Here is a 19,222-nt window from a genome sequence, read left to right on the forward strand (position 1 = left end):
GACTCCCTAGGATGGACACCCGAGATCCTTTCGTCCATCCCAGGGAGTTGCTCGAGTGCGCGTCGTCTTTGCCGGTACACCGGAGCCCGCGGTCCCGTCGCTGCGGGCACTGCTCGAGTCCGAACGCCACGAGGTGATCGCGGTGGTGACTCGGCCCGACGCCGCTGCCGGTAGAGGTCGCAAGACGATGCGCTCACCGGTCGGGCAGCTGGCCGACGAGCACGGAATCCCCGTGTTCACACCCGCGAAGCCCGCGGATCCGGATTTCGTCTCACAGCTCACCGAACTCGCACCCGACGTGTGTCCGGTGGTCGCGTACGGGGCACTGCTGCCGCAGCCGGTGCTGGACATCCCTCGCTTCGGCTGGATCAATCTGCACTTCTCGTTGCTGCCCGCATGGCGAGGTGCCGCGCCGGTACAGGCCGCCATCGCCGCAGGCGACGAGATCACCGGTGCCTCCACCTTCCTGCTCGACGCGGGAATGGACACCGGCCCGGTACTCGGCGTCGTCACCGAGCGGGTACGCGCAACCGACACGACGGGGGACCTGCTCACCCGGCTGGCGTCGAGCGGAGCAGACCTACTCGCTGCCACCCTCGACGCGATCGAGGACGGGACGGCATCGGCGCATCCGCAGCCCGAGGACGGGATCTCCTACGCGAGCAAGGTCAGCGTCGACGCCGCACGCATCGACTGGACGCGGTCTGCTGCATTCGTCGATCGGCACATCAGATCGGTGACCCCCGCACCGGGCGCATGGACCACGATCGGTGAACTCCGCGTCAAGATCTCACCGGTTCAGCACTCCGAGGACACGCTCGCGCCGGGTTCGATCGAGGTGCGCAAGTCCGGGGTGCACATCGGAACAGGTACGACGGCAGTGGTTCTCGGCGAAGTTCAACCGCAGGGCAAGAAGCTCATGAAGGCACTCGACTGGGCGCGCGGCGCTCGGCTGGACGATACGGCGGTAGCGCGATGACAGAACCCGACAGGCCTCGAAAGCGCGAGTCGAGTCCGGCCCGAAAGACCACCAAGAAGTCGCCCGGTGCGCGTGGTCCGAAGGGAAACCGGCCCCCGCAGGGCGGGGGACCCCGTGCCGTCGACGCGATCGACCCGGCCCGTCGCGCGGCCAGGGACGTGCTGAAGGCCGTGCGCGAGCGGGATGCCTACGCCAACCTGGTGCTGCCCGGTTTGCTGCGAGAGCGCAAGCTCGACTCACGCGACGCGGCACTGGCCACCGAACTCGCGTACGGCGCGTCCCGAGCTCGTGGTGTGCTCGACGCGGTGATCGCCCACGCCGCCGGTCGGCCCGCCGCCGAGATCGACGGACCACTACTCGACATTCTGCGGCTCGGCTCGTATCAACTGCTGCGTACACGGGTGGCTCCTCACGCCGCCGTCGCCACGTCGGTGGACCTGGCTCGGTCCGAATTCGGTTCCGGCAAAGCCGGTTTCGTCAACGCCGTGTTGCGGCGCGTGTCCGAACGCACGGCGGCGCAGTGGGTCGACGAACTTGCGCCCGAGGCGGGGGTCGATCCCGTCGGCCACCTCGCGTTCGAGTACGCGCATCCCACGTGGATCGCGCAGGCCTTCGCCGATGCACTCGGTGCCGACGCCGGTGAACTCGCCGCCGTCCTCGAGGCCGACGACGCGCGCCCCTCGGTGCACCTGGTCGCCCGGCCCGGAGAGATCTCCGCCGAAGAACTGGCGCTGATCACCGGGGGAGAAGAGGGGCCCTATTCGCCGTATGCCGTGCACCTCGACGGCGGTGATCCCGGCAAGATCGACGCCGTCCGTGACGGGTTGGCCGGAGTGCAGGACGAAGGCAGTCAACTCGTCGGCCGGGCGCTCACCCTGGCACCGCTCGTCGGCGAGGACGGTGGCCGGTGGCTGGACCTGTGCGCCGGACCGGGCGGTAAAGCTGCCCTGATCGGTGCCATCGCCGAAATCGACGGTGCCACGGTCGACGCCGTCGAACCGACCCCGCACCGAGCCGATCTGGTGTCGAAGACGACGAAAGATCTTCCGGTGACGGTGCACACCGTCGACGGTCGAGCGTCCGGACTCGACGGCGGCTACGACCGAGTGCTCGTCGATGCGCCGTGCACCGGACTCGGTGCCCTGCGACGCAGGCCCGAAGCACGCTGGCGTCGACAACCTTCCGACGTGGCGGCGCTCGTGACTCTGCAGAAAGAACTGCTGGCAGCGGCAATACAGCTGGTTCGCCCCGGTGGAGTGGTGCTGTACTCGACCTGCTCGCCGCATCTGTCCGAAACCACGGCCGTCGTCGCCGACGCGATCCGCCGCTACGGCGTCGAGCCGCTCAGTACCCGTGAGCTGGTGCCGGGTGTCCCACAACTCGGAGACGGCACGTCGGTGCAACTGTGGCCGCACCGACACGGTACGGACGCGATGTTCATGGCGGCGCTGCGTAAACCGATGTAAACAGCATGCCGATGTGATCAGTCGCCGGCCAGGAACGTCTCGGCCACATCCTTCGGGGCGTAGACCAGCCAGCCGTCGACGATCAGTTCTCGCAGTTCGTCGTCGCCGGTGTTGTCGATGTCGACCAGAAAGGCGGCGAACCCGTCGAAATGCGGGATGGTGAAGCACGCCCGCGGGTGGGCGGCGAGGATGGCTTCCTTTTCGTTCGGATCAGCGGTGCGGACCGCGAGGATCGGCCCGCTGGGCGGAATCTCGCTGCCGAACCGCTTCAGATCGGCCTTGCTGAACGGCCGAATCCACACGAAGACGTTCTTGCCCACCGACCATGCCGGATGGCCGTACCGAACACCCTCGGTGACCTCGGGCAACTCGGCGATCACCGTCGCCGCGTAATCCATGGTGGTCATGGGCGAACGATACCGGCTGGGCTAGGCTCGTCAATCGTGGTTTCCCCGATGATTGCCCCCTCGATCCTGTCCGCTGATTTCGCTCGTCTGGCTGCCGAAGCCGAGGCGGTGGCCGGAGCCGACTGGCTGCACGTCGACGTCATGGACGCGCACTTCGTGCCGAACCTCACCCTGGGTCTGCCGGTCGTGGAGAGCTTGCTGAAGGCGACGAACATCCCCCTCGACTGCCACCTGATGATCGAGGACCCGGCCCGCTGGGCTCCGCCCTACGCCGAGGCCGGGGCGTACAACGTCACCTTCCACGCCGAGGCAACCGACGACCCGTCCGCAGTGGCACGCGACATCCGCGCCGCGGGCGCGAAAGCAGGCCTGTCCGTCAAGCCGGGAACACCCATCGAGCCGTACCTCGAGATCCTGCGCGACTTCGACACCCTGCTGGTGATGAGCGTGGAGCCGGGCTTCGGCGGACAGTCGTTCATGCCCGAGGTGCTCTCCAAGGCGAAAGCTGTTCGGGCACTTGTCGATTCCGGTGATCTCCGGCTGATAGTGGAAATCGACGGCGGCATCAACTCCGATACGATCGAGCAGGCCGCGGAGGCCGGAATCGACTGTTTCGTGGCCGGATCGGCCGTCTACAACACCGCCGACCCCGCGGTCGCCGTGCGCGACCTCCGTGCCCGCGCCGCCCGCGCATCACATCACCTGTCGTAATGAACGGCCAGGGCGCAACACTGTCCGTCGCGGACGCCATGGCCCTCGCCGTCGAGGCATCCGAAGCCGCCCGGGGCATCAGCAGTCCCAACCCCCCGGTCGGCGCGGTGATCCTCGATGCCGACGGCATCGTCGTCGGCATCGGTTCGACTCGCCCGCCCGGCGGACCACACGCCGAGATCGTCGCGCTGGCCGAGGCCGGGGACCGAGCTCGCGGCGGTACCGCGGTGGTGACCCTCGAACCCTGCAACCACACCGGCCGCACCGGACCGTGCTCAATGGCCCTGATCGCGGCGGGCATCGCCGCAGTCGTGCATGCCGTCGCAGATCCGAATCCGCTCGCATCGGGCGGCGGAGACACCCTGCGCGCGGCGGGCATTCGCGTCGAACAGGGGACCGGCGAGACCGAGGTGCGGCAGGGTCCGCTGCGAGCCTGGTTGCACAAGCAACGCACCGGGCGGCCGCACGTGACGTGGAAATATGCCGCCACCCTGGACGGCCGTAGCGCGGCGGCGGATGGCACGAGCCAGTGGATCACCGGACCGCAGTCCCGGGCGCACGTCCACGCCGAACGGGCCAAGCTCGACGCCATCGTGGTGGGAACCGGCACCGTACTGGCCGACGACCCGCGCCTGACCGCACGACGTCCCGACGGGACCCTTGCGCCCCACCAGCCCGTCCGCGTCGTCGTCGGATCTCGGCCGATTCCGTCGACCGCGGCAATCCGTGGATCCGACGCACCCACCGTGTTCCTGGACACACACGACCCCGCCGCCGTGATCGACGCTCTGCACGAGCACACCGACATCCAGCTCGAAGGCGGTCCGACGTTGGCCGGAGCGTTCCTCGCCGCCGGGCTCGTGGACCGCGTCGTGGCGTACGTCGCGCCGGCCGTGTTGGGCAGCGGGCCCGCAGCGGTGGAGAATGCGGGTATCGGAACAATTGCCGACGCAATTCGGTTCCGCACGGAGACAGTCACCATGATCGGCAACGACATTCTGATCGGCGTCGTGCCCGAAGGAGCGAAGTAGATGTTCACCGGAATTGTCGAAGAGCTCGGCGAGATCGTGGCCAAGGACGAACTTCCCGACGCCGCGCGGTTCACCGTCCGCGGACCGGTGGTGACCTCGGATGCAGGCCACGGCGACTCCATCGCCGTGAACGGCGTCTGCCTGACCGTCGTCGAGGTACTGCCCGACGGCGGATTCACCGCCGACGTCATGCAGGAAACTCTGAACCGCTCGAGCCTCGGTGCCCTCGATGTGGGCAGCCGCGTCAACCTCGAGCGGGCAGCCGCGCTCGGCAGCCGCCTCGGTGGGCACCTGGTGCAGGGCCATGTGGACGGCACCGGGACCATCATCGGCCGGTCCCCGTCGGAGAACTGGACGGTCGTGCGCATCGCACTGCCCACCTCGGTCGCACGCTACGTCGTCGAGAAGGGCTCGATCACCGTCGACGGCGTCTCGCTCACCGTCTCCGGACTCGGTGCCGACGACGGTGCGCACTGGTTCGAGATCTCCCTGATCCCCACCACCCTCGACCTGACCACTCTCGGCACGGCCGAGGTCGGAACGCCGGTCAACCTCGAAGTCGACGTCATCGCCAAGTACGTGGAGCGGCTGCAGACGATCGACGCACAGTAAGTACTGTTGACGTGCACGCAATCGATGGTGCATCGGAGAATTTCCAGGGCGCTGAGCCAGGCCCGAGACGTATGGAGCACACCGTGGTGACCAGGTTCGACAGTATCGAGCGCGCAGTTGCGGACATCGCTGCGGGCAAAGCAGTGGTGGTCGTCGACGACGAGGACCGCGAGAACGAAGGCGACCTCATCTTCGCCGCCGAGAAGGCCACCCCCGAACTGGTCGCCTTCATGGTCCGCTACACCTCCGGTTACCTCTGCGTTCCGCTCTCCGGTGAGGACTGCGACCGGCTCGGCCTGCCACCGATGTTCGCCACCAATCAGGACAAGCACGGCACCGCGTACACCGTCACCGTCGACGCCCGCGAAGGCATCGGCACCGGAATCTCGGCATCCGACCGGGCGGCCACGATGCGACTGCTCGCCGATCCCGACACCGGAGCCAACGACTTCACCCGGCCGGGCCACGTCGTACCCCTGCGCGCCAAGGACGGCGGAGTGCTGCGTCGCCCCGGCCACACCGAGGCGGCCGTCGACCTCGCCCGCATGGCAGACCTGAGGCCTGCAGGCGTCATCTGCGAAATCGTCAGCCAGAAGGACGAGGGCGCGATGGCACAGACCGACGAACTGCGCGTCTTCGCCGACGAACACGACCTCGCTCTCATCTCCATCGCCGACCTCATCGCCTGGCGTCGCAAGCACGAGAAGCACGTCGTCCGCGTCGCCGACGCCCGAATCCCCACCAGCCACGGCACCTTCCGCGCCGTCGGCTACCAGAGCATCTACGACGAGGTCGAACACGTCGCGCTCGTCCGCGGCGACATCGCGGGCCCCGACGGGGACGGCAACGACGTGCTCGTTCGAGTGCACTCCGAATGCCTCACCGGCGACGTGTTCGGATCACTGCGCTGCGACTGCGGACCACAGCTCGACGCGGCGCTGGAAATGGTCGCCGCCGAGGACCGCGGCATCGTGCTGTACATGCGCGGACACGAAGGTCGCGGCATCGGTCTGCTGCACAAGCTCCAGGCCTACCAACTCCAGGACGCAGGCTCCGACACCGTCGACGCCAACCTGCAGCTCGGACTCCCCGCCGACTCGCGCGACTACGGAATCGGTGCCCAGATCCTCGTCGACCTCGGCGTGTCCTCGATGCGGCTGCTGACCAACAACCCCGCCAAACGAGTGGGACTCGACGGCTACGGACTGCACGTGACCGAGCGAGTGCCGATGCCGTTGCGCGCCAACGCCGAGAACCTCACCTACCTGCGCACCAAGCGCGACCGCATGGGCCACGACCTCACCGGGCTCGACGACTTCGAAAATGGTCATTCCGCAGGCTCCACTCCTGCCAACGAGAATGGGGCCACATCATGAGCGGCGAAGGCGAACCCACCCTGCAGCTGGCAGGCGCGAGTGATCTCAAGCTGGCGATCGTGGCCGGTCAATGGCACCAGAAGATCTCCCAGGCGCTGCTCGACGGTGCACTTCGCAAAGCCGAGTCGGCGGGGATCGAGGACGTCACGGTCATCCGTGTCGCCGGAGCCATCGAACTGCCCGTCGTCGCGCAGGCGCTGGCCCGCAACCACGACGCCGTCGTCGCTCTCGGCGTCGTCATCCGTGGCGGCACACCGCATTTCGAGTACGTCTGCGACGCCGTGACGGCCGGGCTGACGCGTGTCTCGCTCGACGAGGGCACTCCGGTCACCAACGGCGTGCTCACCACCAACGACGAGCAGCAGGCGCTCGATCGCGCCGGACTGCCCGGTTCGTTCGAGGACAAGGGCGCACAGGCCACGGCGGCCGCGATCGACACGGCGCTGACTCTCAAGCATCTCCGCCAACCCTGGACGAATCAGGAGTTCACGTGACCGGCAGCGCACCGTCCGCCGAGTGGGACATGGTGGTGAAGTCGCGTAAGTCGGCCCGCTACGCCATCGCGACCGCGGTACTGCTCGTGGTGGCGCACTCGACCGTCGCCGTCCTGCTGCGAGTGTCGCCGACCGGGGTGTACTTCAGAACCGCCGACCAGCTCGCGATGGCGGGAATCGGAGTCCTTCTGGGAGGCCTGGCGCTAGTGCTGACGCGCCCGCGCATTCGCGTCGGGCCGGCCGGTGTCGCGGTACGGAACCTGTTGTCGGAGCGTCTCATCGAATGGGATCTGGTGCGTGGCCTGTCCTTCCCGGACGGAGCCATGTGGGCCAGAGTCGACATTCCCGACGACGAGTTCATCAACGTGATGGCCATCCAGTCCAACGATCGTGACCACGCGGTCGCGGCGGTGAGACAGTTCCGCACACTCGAGCGTAAGTACGCGCCCGCCGCCTCGGTTCCGGACATCGAGGTCGATCGGGACTGACGTCGGAACTCCGCACCACAGCTGAGCTGCGGATGCGGAGAACGTCGGACCCGACGGCTAACGTGGTTGCCGTGTCCGACCCCGCTACCTACCGCCCGGCCACCGGAACCATCCCGGTGGAGCCGGGGGTGTACAAATTCCGCGATCCGCACGGTCGCGTCGTCTACGTAGGAAAGGCCAAAAGCCTCCGCAGTCGGCTCAATTCCTACTTCGCAGACATCGCCTCGCTGCATCCTCGCACTCGCCAGATGGTCACCACCGCGGCTTCGGTGGAGTGGACGGTGGTGACCACCGAGGTCGAGGCCCTGCAGCTCGAGTACAACTGGATCAAGGAGTTCGATCCACGGTTCAACGTCCGATATCGCGACGACAAGAGCTACCCGATGCTCGCGGTGACGATGAACGAGGAATACCCGCGGTTGTTCGTCTACCGCGGACCGAGGCGCAAGGGCGTGCGGTATTTCGGCCCCTACGCGCACGCGTGGGCGATTCGGGAGACGCTGGATCTTCTGTTGCGGGTGTTCCCCGCCCGCACGTGCTCGACCGGAGTGCTGAAGCGCCACAATCAGATCGGCAGGCCCTGCCTGCTGGGTTACATCGACAAGTGCTCGGCACCGTGTGTCGGCCGAGTCAGCGCCGACGAGCATCGGCGCACCGTCGAGGACTTCTGTGACTTCCTGGCCGGTAAGACGGACAAGCTCGTTCGTCAGCTCGAGAAGAAGATGCAGGCTGCGTCCGAGGACCTCGATTTCGAGACCGCCGCGCGTCTGCGAGACGACGTCGGTGCGCTGCGTCGAGCACTGGAGAAGCAGGCAGTGGTGCTCGGCGACGGCACCGACGCCGATCTCGTCGCCTTCGCCACCGATGCCCTGGAAGCGGCAGTTCAGGTATTCCACGTCCGCGGCGGCCGTGTGCGAGGGCAACGCGGCTGGGTGGTGGAGAAGGCAGGCGAGGTGATCGAACGCCAGGACGAGGCCGATCTGCCCGCCCTGGTCGAACAGTTCCTGACGCAGTTCTACGGCGAGCAGGCAGCCCTGTCCGCACAGGCACCGGGCGGCGACGACGGTGGATCCAATGCCGTCCCGAGGGAAGTACTGGTTCCGGTCCTGCCGGACAACGCCGACGAGGTTCAGGTCTGGCTCAGTGAACTCCGGGGCTCGAACGTGACCTTGCGAGTTCCGCAACGCGGCGACAAGAAGGCGTTGGCCGAGACCGTCGAGCGCAACGCCAAGGAGGCCCTGCAGCAGCACAAGCTCAAGCGTGCAGGCGACTTCACGTCCAGATCGGCTGCGCTGCAGGGTATTCAGGAGGCGCTGGATCTGGATTCCGCACCACTGCGCATCGAGTGCATCGACATCTCCCACGTGCAGGGAACCGACGTGGTGGCCTCGCTCGTCGTCTTCGAGGACGGACTGCCCCGCAAGAGCGACTACCGCCACTACGCGATCAAGGAAGCGGCAGGCGACGGGCATTCCGACGACGTGGCGAGCATCGCCGAGGTGACTCGTCGCCGATTTTTGCGACATTCGGCCGACGGTACGGCCGAGGGAACAGGGGGCGATCTGGCCCCCGAAGCGGCCTTGGATCCGCAGACCGGCAGACCGCGAAAATTCGCGTATCCACCCAACCTGTTCGTCGTCGACGGCGGTGCCCCTCAGGTGGCCGCCGCCGCAGCGGTAATGGACGAGCTCGGCGTGACCGACGTCGCTGTGGTCGGTCTGGCGAAGCGTCTCGAGGAGGTATGGGTTCCGGGGGAGGAGGATCCGGTCATCCTGCCGCGCACGAGCGAATCGCTTTATCTGCTGCAACGGGTCCGAGACGAAGCGCACCGGTTTGCGATCACGTTCCATCGCAGCAAGCGATCACGGCGGATGACGGCGTCGGCCCTCGATTCGGTTCGCGGACTCGGTGAGTCGCGTCGAACAGCGTTGGTGGCACACTTCGGTTCGGTCGCCAACCTCAAGCGTGCAACGGTCGCGGAGATCGTCGAGGTTCCGGGAATCGGAGAGACCACGGCCAAGTCGGTGCTGGCCGCGCTGGGTTCCGACACGGACGACGCCGATGTAGGCGATGATGGCAACGCAAGTGCAACGACATCGGGCGAGAACACGGCGGAACATGCGATCGCACCGCGTGTGGAATCGGCGGGACAGGCTTCGTAGTGAGCGAACACCAGACACAGAGACATCCACCGTCCGAAGAACACCTCGAGCAGTCCATCGAGGGGGAGTCGCAGCACGACGAGATCGAGGTGGCGTTGGTCACCGGGGTGTCCGGTGCAGGATTGCGCACTGCGGCCAAGATTCTCGAGGATCTCGGCTGGTACGTCGCCGACAACCTACCGCCGGAGCTCATCTCCAAGATGGTCGATCTCGGACGCGAGTCCAAGCCCAGAATCGAGCGTCTGGCACTGGTGATGGACGTTCGAAGCCGCCTGTTCACCGGCGATCTGGGCTGGGTGGTGAAAGAACTCGACTCCAAGGGCGTGCGCAACAGAGTGCTCTTCCTGGATGCGTCCGACGCCGTGCTGATCCGTCGATTCGAGTCCAACCGGCGTAGCCATCCCCTGCAGAACGACGGTCAGGACGGAACGCTGACCGAGGGCATCACCGCCGAACGGTTGCGACTCGCTCAGGTCAAGGCAGCTGCGGATCTCACGGTGGACACCACGTCCCTGTCCGTGCATCAACTCCGGCGCAAGATCGAGACGGTGTTCGGCGCGGCCGAGACCACCGGAGTGGGCGTCACCGTGCAGTCGTTCGGCTTCAAGTACGGCCTGCCGATGGACGCCGACCTGGTCTGCGACGTGCGCTTTCTGCCCAACCCACATTGGGTGCCCGAGCTGCGCGAACATACCGGCCAGGACGCGGACGTTCGCGACTACGTGTTGGGGCAGGACGGGGCACGCGATTATCTGCAGACGTACACGCACCTGCTGAATCTGACCATCGAGGGATACGTGCGGGAAGGCAAGAGGTACATGACGGTGGCCGTTGGCTGCACCGGAGGGAAGCATCGAAGTGTCGCGATGACCGAGGCACTGGCGGCAATTCTCGCCGACCAGGGTGATGTGTCGGTGCGCGTGCTGCATCGGGATCTGGGTCGCGAATGAGCGAGGTCGACACCGAAGTACCGACAGCGGGCCCCAGGATCGTCGCGCTCGGCGGCGGGCACGGCCTGTACGCCACGCTGTCGGCGGCCCGGCTGCTCGGTCCCGACGTCACCGCCATCGTCACGGTCGCCGACGACGGGGGATCCTCGGGGCGTCTGCGGGCCGAGCTCGGCGTCATTCCGCCCGGAGACCTGCGCATGGCACTGGCTGCGCTGGCACGATCGGACGAGAGGACGCAGCTCTGGACGGACGTCCTGCAGCACCGCTTCGGCGGCACGGGCGCTCTGGCCGGGCATTCGGTGGGCAACCTCATCCTCGCCGGCCTCACCGAGGTACTGGGCGATCCGATCGCCGCACTCGACGAGATGGTGCGGATGCTCGGAATCGACGGACGGGTGCTTCCGATGTCGCCGATCGCACTCGACATCGAGGCCGATGTCTCCGGTCTGGAGGACGACCCACGTGTGAGCCGCGTCATTCGCGGACAGGTTGCGGTGGCGACGACTCCGGGCAAGGTTCGCCGCGTTCGACTGTTGCCACCCGAACCGCCTGCCTCGGCGGATGCACTCGCTGCGATCGATAAGGCCGACCTCGTGGTGCTCGGACCGGGATCGTGGTTCTCCAGCGTCATCCCGCACGTGTTGGTGCCCGATCAGCTCGCCGCGCTCGCTCGCACGAGCGCGCCGAAGGTACTGGTGTTGAACCTGGCACCGGAGCTGGGGGAGACCACCGGATTCTCCGCCGAGCGCCATGTCCACGTACTCTCCCAACACGCACCGGATTTGGGAATCGACTACGTGTTGGTCGATTCCGCCTCGGTCCCGGAAGGCAGCAACCGCGAGCACGTGGCGCGGGCAGCGGCCCGGCTCGGTGCCGAGGTCGTCTACGTCGACGTTGCCGAAAACGGCACCCACGCACATCATTACGGCAAGCTTGCTGCGGCTCTCGGTTCCATCGTGTCGTCCACCGACGGCACCGCACCGACTACCGCACGCAGAGAGGGGATCACTTCGTGGCCATGACAGCGGAGGTCAAGGACGAGCTGAGCAGGCTCACCGTCAGTCAGGTCAGTTGCCGCAAGGCCGAGGTGTCCGCACTCCTGCGATTCGCCGGCGGATTGCACATCGTGGCAGGCCGCGTGGTGGTCGAGGCAGAGGTGGATCTCGGGTCCATTGCGAGACGGCTGCGTCGGGAGATCTTCGAGCTGTACGGCTACTCCTCCGACGTGCACATGCTCGGAGCAGGCGGGCTCCGCAAGACCTCTCGCTACGTGGTGCGCGTGGCCAAGGACGGCGAGGCACTGGCGCGGCAGACCGGCCTGTTGGACCTGCGCGGTCGCCCGGTTCGCGGCCTGCCCGCCCAGGTGGTCGGCGGCACGGTGGGGGACTCCGAGGCGGCATGGCGGGGCGCATTCCTGGCGCACGGTTCACTCACCGAACCGGGTCGATCCTCGGCTCTGGAGATCAGCTGCCCGGGTCCCGAGGCAGCTCTCGCGCTCGTCGGAGCCGCTCGACGCCTCGGCGTGGCCGCCAAGGCACGCGAGGTCCGCGGCACCGATCGAGTGGTCGTCCGCGACGGCGAGGCGATCGGGGCACTGCTCACCCGCATGGGCGCACAGGACACCCGGTTGATCTGGGAAGAACGACGGATGCGACGCGAGGTCAGGGCAACCGCGAACCGGCTCGCCAACTTCGACGACGCCAACCTGCGCCGCTCGGCCAGGGCCGCCGTCGCCGCCGCAGCGCGCGTCGAGCGGGCCCTGCACATCCTCGGCGAGGACGTGCCGGATCATCTGGCCGCCGCGGGCTCGCTCCGGGTACAGCATCGCCAGGCGTCGCTCGAGGAACTCGGCCAGTTGGCCGACCCGCCGATGACCAAGGACGCTGTGGCAGGCCGAATTCGACGCCTGCTGTCCATGGCCGACCGCAAGGCGAAGGAAACCGGAATTCCGGACACCGAGTCCGCCGTCACCGCCGAGTTGCTCGACGAGGCATGACCGGCCCGATCACGTGATGCGCGCGCTCTGCCTGCGCGCACACTAGGGTGGGAACCGCGTGTGGCACCCCGCACGCAGGCACAATCAGACATCTGTTTTCACAACTTTTAGGAGCGAACAGTGACGATCCGGGTAGGCGTCAACGGCTTCGGCCGCATCGGGCGTAACTTCTTCAGGGCTGTCGATGCGCAGAAGGCGCTCGGTACCACCGACATCGAAATCGTTGCTGTCAACGACCTGACCGACAACGCATCGCTCGCACACCTGCTCAAGTACGACTCGATCCTGGGTCGCTTGCCGCACGATGTCTCGCTCGAGGGCGAGGACACCATCGTCGTCGGTGGCCAGAAGATCAAGGCGCTGTCGCTGCGTGAGGGCCCGTCCGCACTTCCGTGGGGTGACCTGGGTGTCGACGTCGTCGTCGAGTCCACCGGCATCTTCACCGACGCTGCCAAGGCACAGGGCCACATCGATGCCGGTGCCAAGAAGGTCATCATCTCCGCGCCCGCCAAGGGCGAGGACATCACCATCGTGATGGGCGTCAACGACGACAAGTACGACGGCAGCCAGAACATCATCTCCAACGCGTCGTGCACCACCAACTGCCTCGGCCCCATCGCCAAGGTTCTCGACGACGAGTTCGGCATCGTCTCGGGTCTGATGACCACCATTCACGCGTACACGCAGGACCAGAACCTGCAGGACGGCCCGCACAGCGACCTGCGTCGCGCCCGCGCTGCAGCCCTGAACGTGGTCCCGACCGGCACCGGCGCGGCCAAGGCCATCGGCCTGGTTCTCCCGCAGCTGCTCGGCAAGCTCGACGGCTACGCGCTTCGGGTACCGATCCCCACCGGCTCGGTCACCGACCTGACTGCGCTGTTGAAGAAGAAGGCAAGCGCCGACGACATCAACGCCGCCATGAAGGCCGCAGCCGAGGGCCCCCTCAAGGGCATCCTGAAGTACAACACCGATCCGATCGTCTCCTCGGACATCGTCACCGACCCGCACTCGTCGATCTTCGATGCGCCGCTGACGAAGGTCATCGACGATCAGGTCAAGATTGTCTCCTGGTACGACAACGAGTGGGGCTACTCCAACCGCCTCGCCGACCTCATCGGTCTCGTCGGCAAGTCCCTCTGACACCGATGGCTGTCAAGACACTGCAGGATCTGCTCGATGCCGGTGTCGAAGGCCGTGGCGTCCTCGTGCGATCGGACTTCAATGTCCCGCTCGAGGACGGCACGATCACCGACCCCGGCCGCATCCAGGCGTCGATCCCGACTCTCCGGGCACTGGTCGAGGCGGGTGCCAAGGTCATCGTGACCGCGCACCTCGGTCGTCCCGACGGCAAGCCCGACGCGAAGTACAGCCTGGCTCCGGTCGCAGCGAAGCTCGGCGAACTGCTCGGACGCCACGTTCAGCTCGCGGGCGACGTGGTGGGTCAGGACGCCGAGGCTCGGGCCGAGGGTCTGACCGACGGCGACGTGCTGCTGCTCGAGAACATTCGCTTCGATCCGCGCGAGACCAGCAAGGACGAATCCGAGCGAGCTGCTCTGGCTCGTGAGCTCGTTGCTCTGGCCGGCGACGACGCGGCCTTCGTCTCCGACGGATTCGGCGTCGTGCACCGCAAGCAGGCATCGGTCTACGACGTGGCGCAGTTGCTGCCCCACTACGCGGGCACTCTCGTCGCGGCCGAGGTCGAGGTACTGGCCAAGCTCACCGAGGACGCTGCGCGTCCCTACGCGGTGGTGCTCGGCGGCTCCAAGGTCTCGGACAAGCTCGGCGTCATCGAGGCGTTGGCCCCCAAGGTCGACACCCTGGTCATCGGCGGCGGCATGGCGTTCACTTTCCTTGCCGCGCAGGGATATTCGGTCGGCAACTCGTTGTTGCAGGAGGACCAGATCGGGGTCTGCAAGGACCTGCTCGAGCGTTTCGGTGACGTGATCCACCTGCCCGTCGACATCGTCGTCGGAGACAAGTTCGCGGCGGACGCCGAGGCGAAGACCGTGAAGGCATCCGAGATTCCGGACGGCTGGATGGGTCTGGACATCGGACCCGATTCGGTCAGCCGCTTCGCCGTCGTTCTTTCGAATGCCAAGACCGTCTTCTGGAACGGACCGGCCGGAGTGTTCGAGTTCGACAAGTTCTCGGCCGGCACCAAGGGCATCGCCGAAGCGATCATCGGAGCCACCGAGAAGGGCGCGTTCAGCGTCGTCGGTGGCGGCGACTCGGCCGCTGCGGTACGCACCCTCGGACTGCCCGACGACGGCTTCTCGCACATCTCCACCGGCGGCGGTGCATCCCTCGAATACCTCGAAGGCAAGCAGCTCCCCGGCCTATCCGTCCTGGAGGCGTAACGCATGGCACGTAAGCCGCTCATCGCGGGCAACTGGAAGATGAACCTCAACCACCTCGAGGCCATCTCGCTGGTGCAGAAGATCGCATTCTCGTTGCCCGAGAAGTACTTCGACAAGGTCGACGTGACGGTGATCCCGCCGTTCACCGACATCCGCAGCGTGCAGACCCTGGTCGAGGGCGACAAACTGCTGCTCACCTACGGTGCGCAGGACGTCTCGTCCGAGGACAAGGGTGCCTTCACCGGCGAGATCAGCGGATCGATGCTGGCCAAGCTGGGGTGCACCTTCGTCGTCGTCGGTCACTCCGAGCGACGCACGCTGCACAGCGAGGACGACGCCGTCGTGCTCGCCAAGACGAAGGCGGCCCTGAAGAACGGCCTCACTCCGATCGTGTGCATCGGCGAGGGTCTGAACATCCGTGAGGCCGGCGAGCACGTGGCCTACAACGTGGCACAGCTGCGCGGGTCACTCGAAGGACTGTCGGCCGACGACATCTCCAAGGTCGTCATCGCCTACGAGCCGGTATGGGCCATCGGTACCGGCCGGGTCGCGTCGGCGTCGGACGCTCAGGAAGTGTGCGGTGCCATTCGTGAGGAACTGAAGGCGCTGTCCTCGGACGAGGTCGCCGCGGGCGTGCGAGTGCTCTACGGCGGCTCGGTCAACGCGAAGAACGTCGGTGAGATCGTCGGACAGCCCGACGTCGACGGTGCCCTCGTCGGTGGCGCTTCGCTCAAGGCGGACGAGTTCGCCACGTTGTCGGCCATCGCCGCAGGCGGACCCCTGCCCTGATCGGCCATCGGCAACGCTGTATCGGACGGTTTTCGGACACCTCGCTTCGGCGGGGTGTCCGAAGCCGTTCGCGGGGCCAGGTAGGCTGCTGAAGGCATCGAATCGAGTTTGAGGTGGACATGGATCTGTTTCTGGATATTCTGCTGGTCGTCACCAGCCTGGCACTGATCTTGCTGATCCTGCTGCATCGCGGCAAGGGCGGCGGATTGTCCAGCCTGTTCGGTGGCGGAGTGCAGTCCAGCCTCTCCGGTTCCACCGTCGTCGAGAAGAACCTCGATCGCCTCACGGTCTTCACCGGCATCATCTGGCTCATCGCCATCCTCGGTATCGGCCTGGAGATCAAGTACACCTGATCGGATTCGGCTCCGAGTGCGAGTTGGTGACGGAGCGACGATACTGGGTGGATGAGCGAATCCTCCTACGAGTCAGTCGGTTCCCCAGCCTTCGTCCCACCGACAGCTCAGGGTCGGGAGTTGACAGAGCCTCTCCGTGAGGACATCCGCTATCTCGGCGGCATCCTGGGTGAGATCATTCGCGAGCACGAGGGCGACGACGTCTTCGAGCTGATCGAGTCGGCTCGCGTCGAATCCTTCGCGGTACGCAGGTCGGAGATAGAACGCGACGATTCCGTCGGACGCTACACCGACGTCGAAGTGGCACAGGCAGTTCCACTGATTCGCGCGTTCAGTCACTTCTCGCTGCTGGCCAATCTTGCCGAGGATCTACACCGCGAACGTCGTCGAGCGATTCACCTCGACCGCGAGGACCCGCCACAGGACAGCAGTCTCGACGCCACCTGGCTCAAGATCGATGCCGCAGCACCGTCGCGCGAGCAGGTGGGCGCGGCCCTGACGGATGCGTTGGTCGCGCCGGTGATCACCGCGCACCCCACCGAAACACGTCGACGCACCGTGTTCGATGTGCAGTCGAAGATCACCGAGCTGATGCGGCGCCGCGATGTCGCCGCTGCGGCACGTGAGGGCAAGGCCGCCACTGCGGCGAAGGAACTGGCCGCCATCGACGTACAGATCCGCAGGCAGGTACTGACCCTGTGGGAGACGGCTCTGATTCGGTTGTCACGGTTGAGGATTCAGGACGAAATCGAGGTCGGCCTCCGGTATTTCGAGTCCTCCCTGTTCGATGTCATGCCGGCGTTGAACGCCGACGTGCGGGCAGCGCTGCGGGCACGGTGGCCCGAGGAGGATCTACTGCCGCGCCCCATTCTCCGGCCCGGTTCCTGGATCGGCGGCGACCGCGACGGCAATCCGAACGTGACCGCAGAGGTGGTCCACACCGCGACCCATCAAGCGGGATACGTGGCGTTCGAGCATTACCTCGACGAATTGGTCGCGCTGGAGAAGGAATTGTCGATGTCCGCGCGTCTGGTGGATGTCACCGAGGATCTCGAGGCTCTGGCCGGCGCATCGACCGAGCCGGACGACCGTCGATCGGACGAGCCGTATCGCGTCGCCGTCGCCGGTATCCGGGCGCGGCTCACGGCCACCGCCCGGGCTGTGCTCGACGCGGTGCCGGTCTCCGGGATCGACCTAGGTGCGGAGAAGTACGCCGGTCCGCAAGACGTTCTCGACGACCTCGACGTGATCGATCGGGCTCTACGCGCCGACGGGGATGCATTGATCGCCGACGATCGTCTGCTGCGGCTTCGGCAGTCGGTCGAGACGTTCGGATTCCATCTGCAGGCGTTGGACATGAGGCAGAACTCCGAGACCCACGAAGAGGTGGTCGCCGAGCTGTTGGCCTGGGCCGGTGTCCACTCCGATTACATGTCCCTCGGCGAGGACGAGCGGGTCTCGGTTCTGTCGCAGGAACTTGCGACCAGGCGGCCGCTCGTCGGCCCCAACGCGCAGCTCAGTGAACTCGCCACCAAGGAACTGGGCATCGTCAGGGCCGCCAAAGAGGCCATCGATCACCTCGGCCCCGACACCATCCAGAACTACATCATCAGCATGTGTCAGTCGGTCAGTGACATGCTCGAAGCGGCGTTGCTGCTCAAGGAAGCAGGCATCTTCGACCCCGGCACCGACGGCTCGGCACCCACGTCGACGGTGGGTGTCGTGCCACTGTTCGAGACCATCGAGGATCTGCAGCAGGGCGCCGCCACCCTGCTCGCCACGCTCGACGTTCCGATCTACCGCGCGCTGGTGGCCGGGCGCGGCATGAACCAGGAAGTCATGCTGGGGTATTCGGACTCGAACAAGGACGGTGGATACCTCGCGGCGAACTGGGCGCTGTACCGCGCCGAGTTGGATCTGCTCGAGGCCTCACGCAAGACGGGTATTCGCTTGCGGCTCTTCCACGGTCGCGGCGGTACGGTCGGCCGCGGCGGCGGTCCCAGCTACGACGCGATCCTGGCGCAGCCGCCCGGAGTGGTACAGGGTTCGTTGCGGCTCACCGAGCAGGGCGAGATCATCGCGGCGAAATACGCCGAGCCGTCCATGGCGCGCCGAAATCTCGAGTCTCTGGTCGCGGGAACTCTCGAATCGACTCTGCTGGATGTGGAGGGTCTCGGAGACGGCGCAGAAGCCGCATACGACATCCTGGACGACCTCGCCGCGAAGGCGCGTGCGGCCTACGGCCGGCTGGTGCACGAGGAGCCCGGTTTCGTCGAGTACTTCCGAACGTCCACACCGGTCGCCGAGGTCGGTGAGCTGAACATCGGCTCCCGTCCGGCATCGAGAAAGCCGACGAACTCGGTGTACGACCTGCGTGCCATTCCGTGGGTGATGTCGTGGAGTCAGTGCCGGGTGATGCTGCCCGGCTGGTACGGCACCGGTTCGGCATTCGAGGAGTGGGTCGGCGACGACGATTCCAAGCTCGAGGTGCTGACCGAGCTGTACCGAAAGTGGCCGTTCTTCCAGACCGTTCTGTCCAACCTCGCGCAGGTCATGGCCAAATCGGATCTGGGCATCGCGGCTCGGTACGCGGAGTTGGTTCCCGACGCAGACCTGCGCGCGCGGATCTTCGGGATGATCGAAGCCGAACATGCAACGACGGTGCGGATGTACCTGAAGATCACCGGTCACAGTCGCCTGCTCGAAGACAACCCGTCGCTGGAGCGCTCGGTGCACAATCGCTTCCCGTACCTGGAGCCGCTCAATCAGATGCAGGTCGAGATGCTGCGTCGATACCGCAACGGTGACGACGACGAACGGGTCAAGCGAGGAATTCTGCTGACGATGAACGGTCTCGCGACGGCGCTGCGCAACAGCGGTTAGCCACGCACGAGGGGCGAGGAACCGGTTGTCGGTCGATCGCGTCCAACGAGGTATGACGCAGTGCAGTAGTTCGATCGATACCTGGAGAGACGGATCCGCCTACCGCGGGAGCAGTAGGCGGATCGGTCGTTCGATATCAGGATATGCCCGGGGCGTCGGCGACTACGA

18 protein-coding genes are annotated in these 19,222 nt (G+C 66.3%); 17 read left to right on the forward strand and 1 reads right to left on the reverse strand.

Annotated elements, in window-relative coordinates; genetic code table 11:
* Positions 1-55: 55 nt before the first annotated feature.
* A complete protein-coding gene (gene fmt / locus CH256_RS18255; RefSeq protein ID WP_094641886.1) occupies positions 56-979 on the forward strand; it encodes a methionyl-tRNA formyltransferase in 924 nt (307 codons plus the stop codon).
* Positions 976-2,445 (forward strand): RsmB/NOP family class I SAM-dependent RNA methyltransferase, encoded by a 1,470-nt coding sequence (locus CH256_RS18260; RefSeq protein ID WP_094670222.1) that lies wholly within the window; start codon positions 976-978, stop codon positions 2,443-2,445. The genes fmt and CH256_RS18260 overlap by 4 nt, the downstream gene beginning before the upstream one ends.
* Positions 2,446-2,462: 17 nt before the next feature.
* On the opposite strand, the gene CH256_RS18265 is transcribed toward CH256_RS18260, so the two are convergent.
* Positions 2,463-2,852 (reverse strand): MmcQ/YjbR family DNA-binding protein, encoded by a 390-nt coding sequence (locus CH256_RS18265; RefSeq protein ID WP_094670223.1) that lies wholly within the window; start codon positions 2,850-2,852, stop codon positions 2,463-2,465.
* Positions 2,853-2,888: 36 nt separating this feature from the next.
* Between CH256_RS18265 and rpe the strand changes: the two genes are divergently transcribed.
* From rpe to ppc, 15 genes are all read left to right on the forward strand, one after another.
* Positions 2,889-3,563: a ribulose-phosphate 3-epimerase gene (rpe, locus tag CH256_RS18270; protein ID WP_068050536.1), complete on the forward strand. Its 675-nt coding sequence runs from the start codon at positions 2,889-2,891 to the stop codon at positions 3,561-3,563.
* Positions 3,563-4,594, forward strand: coding sequence for a bifunctional diaminohydroxyphosphoribosylaminopyrimidine deaminase/5-amino-6-(5-phosphoribosylamino)uracil reductase RibD (gene ribD, locus CH256_RS18275; protein ID WP_094670224.1), 1,032 nt, complete (start codon positions 3,563-3,565; stop codon positions 4,592-4,594). The genes rpe and ribD overlap by 1 nt, the downstream gene beginning before the upstream one ends.
* Positions 4,595-5,206, forward strand: coding sequence for a riboflavin synthase (locus CH256_RS18280; RefSeq protein ID WP_094670225.1), 612 nt, complete (start codon positions 4,595-4,597; stop codon positions 5,204-5,206).
* Between the two features lie 86 nt (positions 5,207-5,292).
* Complete coding sequence (locus tag CH256_RS18285; protein ID WP_094670245.1) at positions 5,293-6,582, forward strand: bifunctional 3,4-dihydroxy-2-butanone-4-phosphate synthase/GTP cyclohydrolase II; 1,290 nt, start codon at positions 5,293-5,295, stop codon at positions 6,580-6,582.
* Positions 6,579-7,076, forward strand: coding sequence for a 6,7-dimethyl-8-ribityllumazine synthase (gene ribH, locus CH256_RS18290; protein WP_032398003.1), 498 nt, complete (start codon positions 6,579-6,581; stop codon positions 7,074-7,076). Before CH256_RS18285 ends, ribH begins: the two co-directional genes overlap by 4 nt.
* Before the next feature lie 29 nt (positions 7,077-7,105).
* On the forward strand, positions 7,106-7,564 hold the full coding sequence (locus tag CH256_RS18295; protein ID WP_068050542.1) for a PH domain-containing protein: 459 nt from the start codon (positions 7,106-7,108) through the stop codon (positions 7,562-7,564).
* 71 nt (positions 7,565-7,635) lie between these two features.
* Positions 7,636-9,726, forward strand: a complete 2,091-nt coding sequence (gene uvrC / locus CH256_RS18300; RefSeq protein WP_094670246.1) for an excinuclease ABC subunit UvrC — start codon at positions 7,636-7,638, stop codon at positions 9,724-9,726.
* Between the two features lie 56 nt (positions 9,727-9,782).
* Positions 9,783-10,676, forward strand: coding sequence for an RNase adapter RapZ (rapZ, locus tag CH256_RS18305; protein ID WP_094642373.1), 894 nt, complete (start codon positions 9,783-9,785; stop codon positions 10,674-10,676).
* Positions 10,673-11,698, forward strand: a complete 1,026-nt coding sequence (locus CH256_RS18310) for a gluconeogenesis factor YvcK family protein (protein ID WP_068050530.1) — start codon at positions 10,673-10,675, stop codon at positions 11,696-11,698. The genes rapZ and CH256_RS18310 overlap by 4 nt, the downstream gene beginning before the upstream one ends.
* Entirely contained in the window at positions 11,689-12,672 is a 984-nt protein-coding gene (gene whiA, locus CH256_RS18315) for a DNA-binding protein WhiA (RefSeq protein ID WP_068050529.1), read from the forward strand. Before CH256_RS18310 ends, whiA begins: the two co-directional genes overlap by 10 nt.
* Before the next feature lie 120 nt (positions 12,673-12,792).
* Positions 12,793-13,812, forward strand: coding sequence for a type I glyceraldehyde-3-phosphate dehydrogenase (gene gap, locus CH256_RS18320; RefSeq protein ID WP_032365753.1), 1,020 nt, complete (start codon positions 12,793-12,795; stop codon positions 13,810-13,812).
* Positions 13,813-13,817: 5 nt separating this feature from the next.
* Positions 13,818-15,029 (forward strand): phosphoglycerate kinase, encoded by a 1,212-nt coding sequence (locus CH256_RS18325; protein WP_032377823.1) that lies wholly within the window; start codon positions 13,818-13,820, stop codon positions 15,027-15,029.
* A 3-nt stretch (positions 15,030-15,032) separates the two neighbouring features.
* Complete coding sequence (tpiA, locus tag CH256_RS18330; RefSeq protein ID WP_068050527.1) at positions 15,033-15,818, forward strand: triose-phosphate isomerase; 786 nt, start codon at positions 15,033-15,035, stop codon at positions 15,816-15,818.
* A 119-nt stretch (positions 15,819-15,937) separates the two neighbouring features.
* On the forward strand, positions 15,938-16,171 hold the full coding sequence (gene secG / locus CH256_RS18335) for a preprotein translocase subunit SecG (RefSeq protein WP_068050526.1): 234 nt from the start codon (positions 15,938-15,940) through the stop codon (positions 16,169-16,171).
* A 51-nt stretch (positions 16,172-16,222) separates the two neighbouring features.
* The gene (ppc, locus tag CH256_RS18340) at positions 16,223-19,054 is read left to right on the forward strand and encodes a phosphoenolpyruvate carboxylase (RefSeq protein ID WP_094670226.1); all 2,832 of its coding nucleotides are present in this window, start codon (positions 16,223-16,225) and stop codon (positions 19,052-19,054) included.
* Positions 19,055-19,222: the final 168 nt, after the last annotated feature.

The sequence above is a fragment of the Rhodococcus sp. 05-2254-6 genome, from assembly GCF_002258565.1.
Taxonomy (GTDB): Bacteria; Actinomycetota; Actinomycetes; order Mycobacteriales; family Mycobacteriaceae; genus Rhodococcoides.

Excerpts from the sequence above, each read along its gene's own strand:
- CH256_RS18260 (WP_094670222.1), top strand. The coding sequence starts at position 976 with ATGACAGAACCCGACAGGCCTCGAAAGCGCGAGTCGAGTCCGGCCCGA.
- CH256_RS18265 (WP_094670223.1), bottom strand. The coding sequence starts at position 2,852 with ATGACCACCATGGATTACGCGGCGACGGTGATCGCCGAGTTGCCCGAG.
- ribD (WP_094670224.1), top strand. The coding sequence starts at position 3,563 with ATGAACGGCCAGGGCGCAACACTGTCCGTCGCGGACGCCATGGCCCTC.
- CH256_RS18280 (WP_094670225.1), top strand. The coding sequence starts at position 4,595 with ATGTTCACCGGAATTGTCGAAGAGCTCGGCGAGATCGTGGCCAAGGAC.
- ribH (WP_032398003.1), top strand. The coding sequence starts at position 6,579 with ATGAGCGGCGAAGGCGAACCCACCCTGCAGCTGGCAGGCGCGAGTGAT.
- CH256_RS18295 (WP_068050542.1), top strand. The coding sequence starts at position 7,106 with ATGGTGGTGAAGTCGCGTAAGTCGGCCCGCTACGCCATCGCGACCGCG.
- CH256_RS18310 (WP_068050530.1), top strand. The coding sequence starts at position 10,673 with ATGAGCGAGGTCGACACCGAAGTACCGACAGCGGGCCCCAGGATCGTC.
- CH256_RS18325 (WP_032377823.1), top strand. The coding sequence starts at position 13,818 with ATGGCTGTCAAGACACTGCAGGATCTGCTCGATGCCGGTGTCGAAGGC.
- tpiA (WP_068050527.1), top strand. The coding sequence starts at position 15,033 with ATGGCACGTAAGCCGCTCATCGCGGGCAACTGGAAGATGAACCTCAAC.
- secG (WP_068050526.1), top strand. The coding sequence starts at position 15,938 with ATGGATCTGTTTCTGGATATTCTGCTGGTCGTCACCAGCCTGGCACTG.
- ppc (WP_094670226.1), top strand. The coding sequence starts at position 16,223 with ATGAGCGAATCCTCCTACGAGTCAGTCGGTTCCCCAGCCTTCGTCCCA.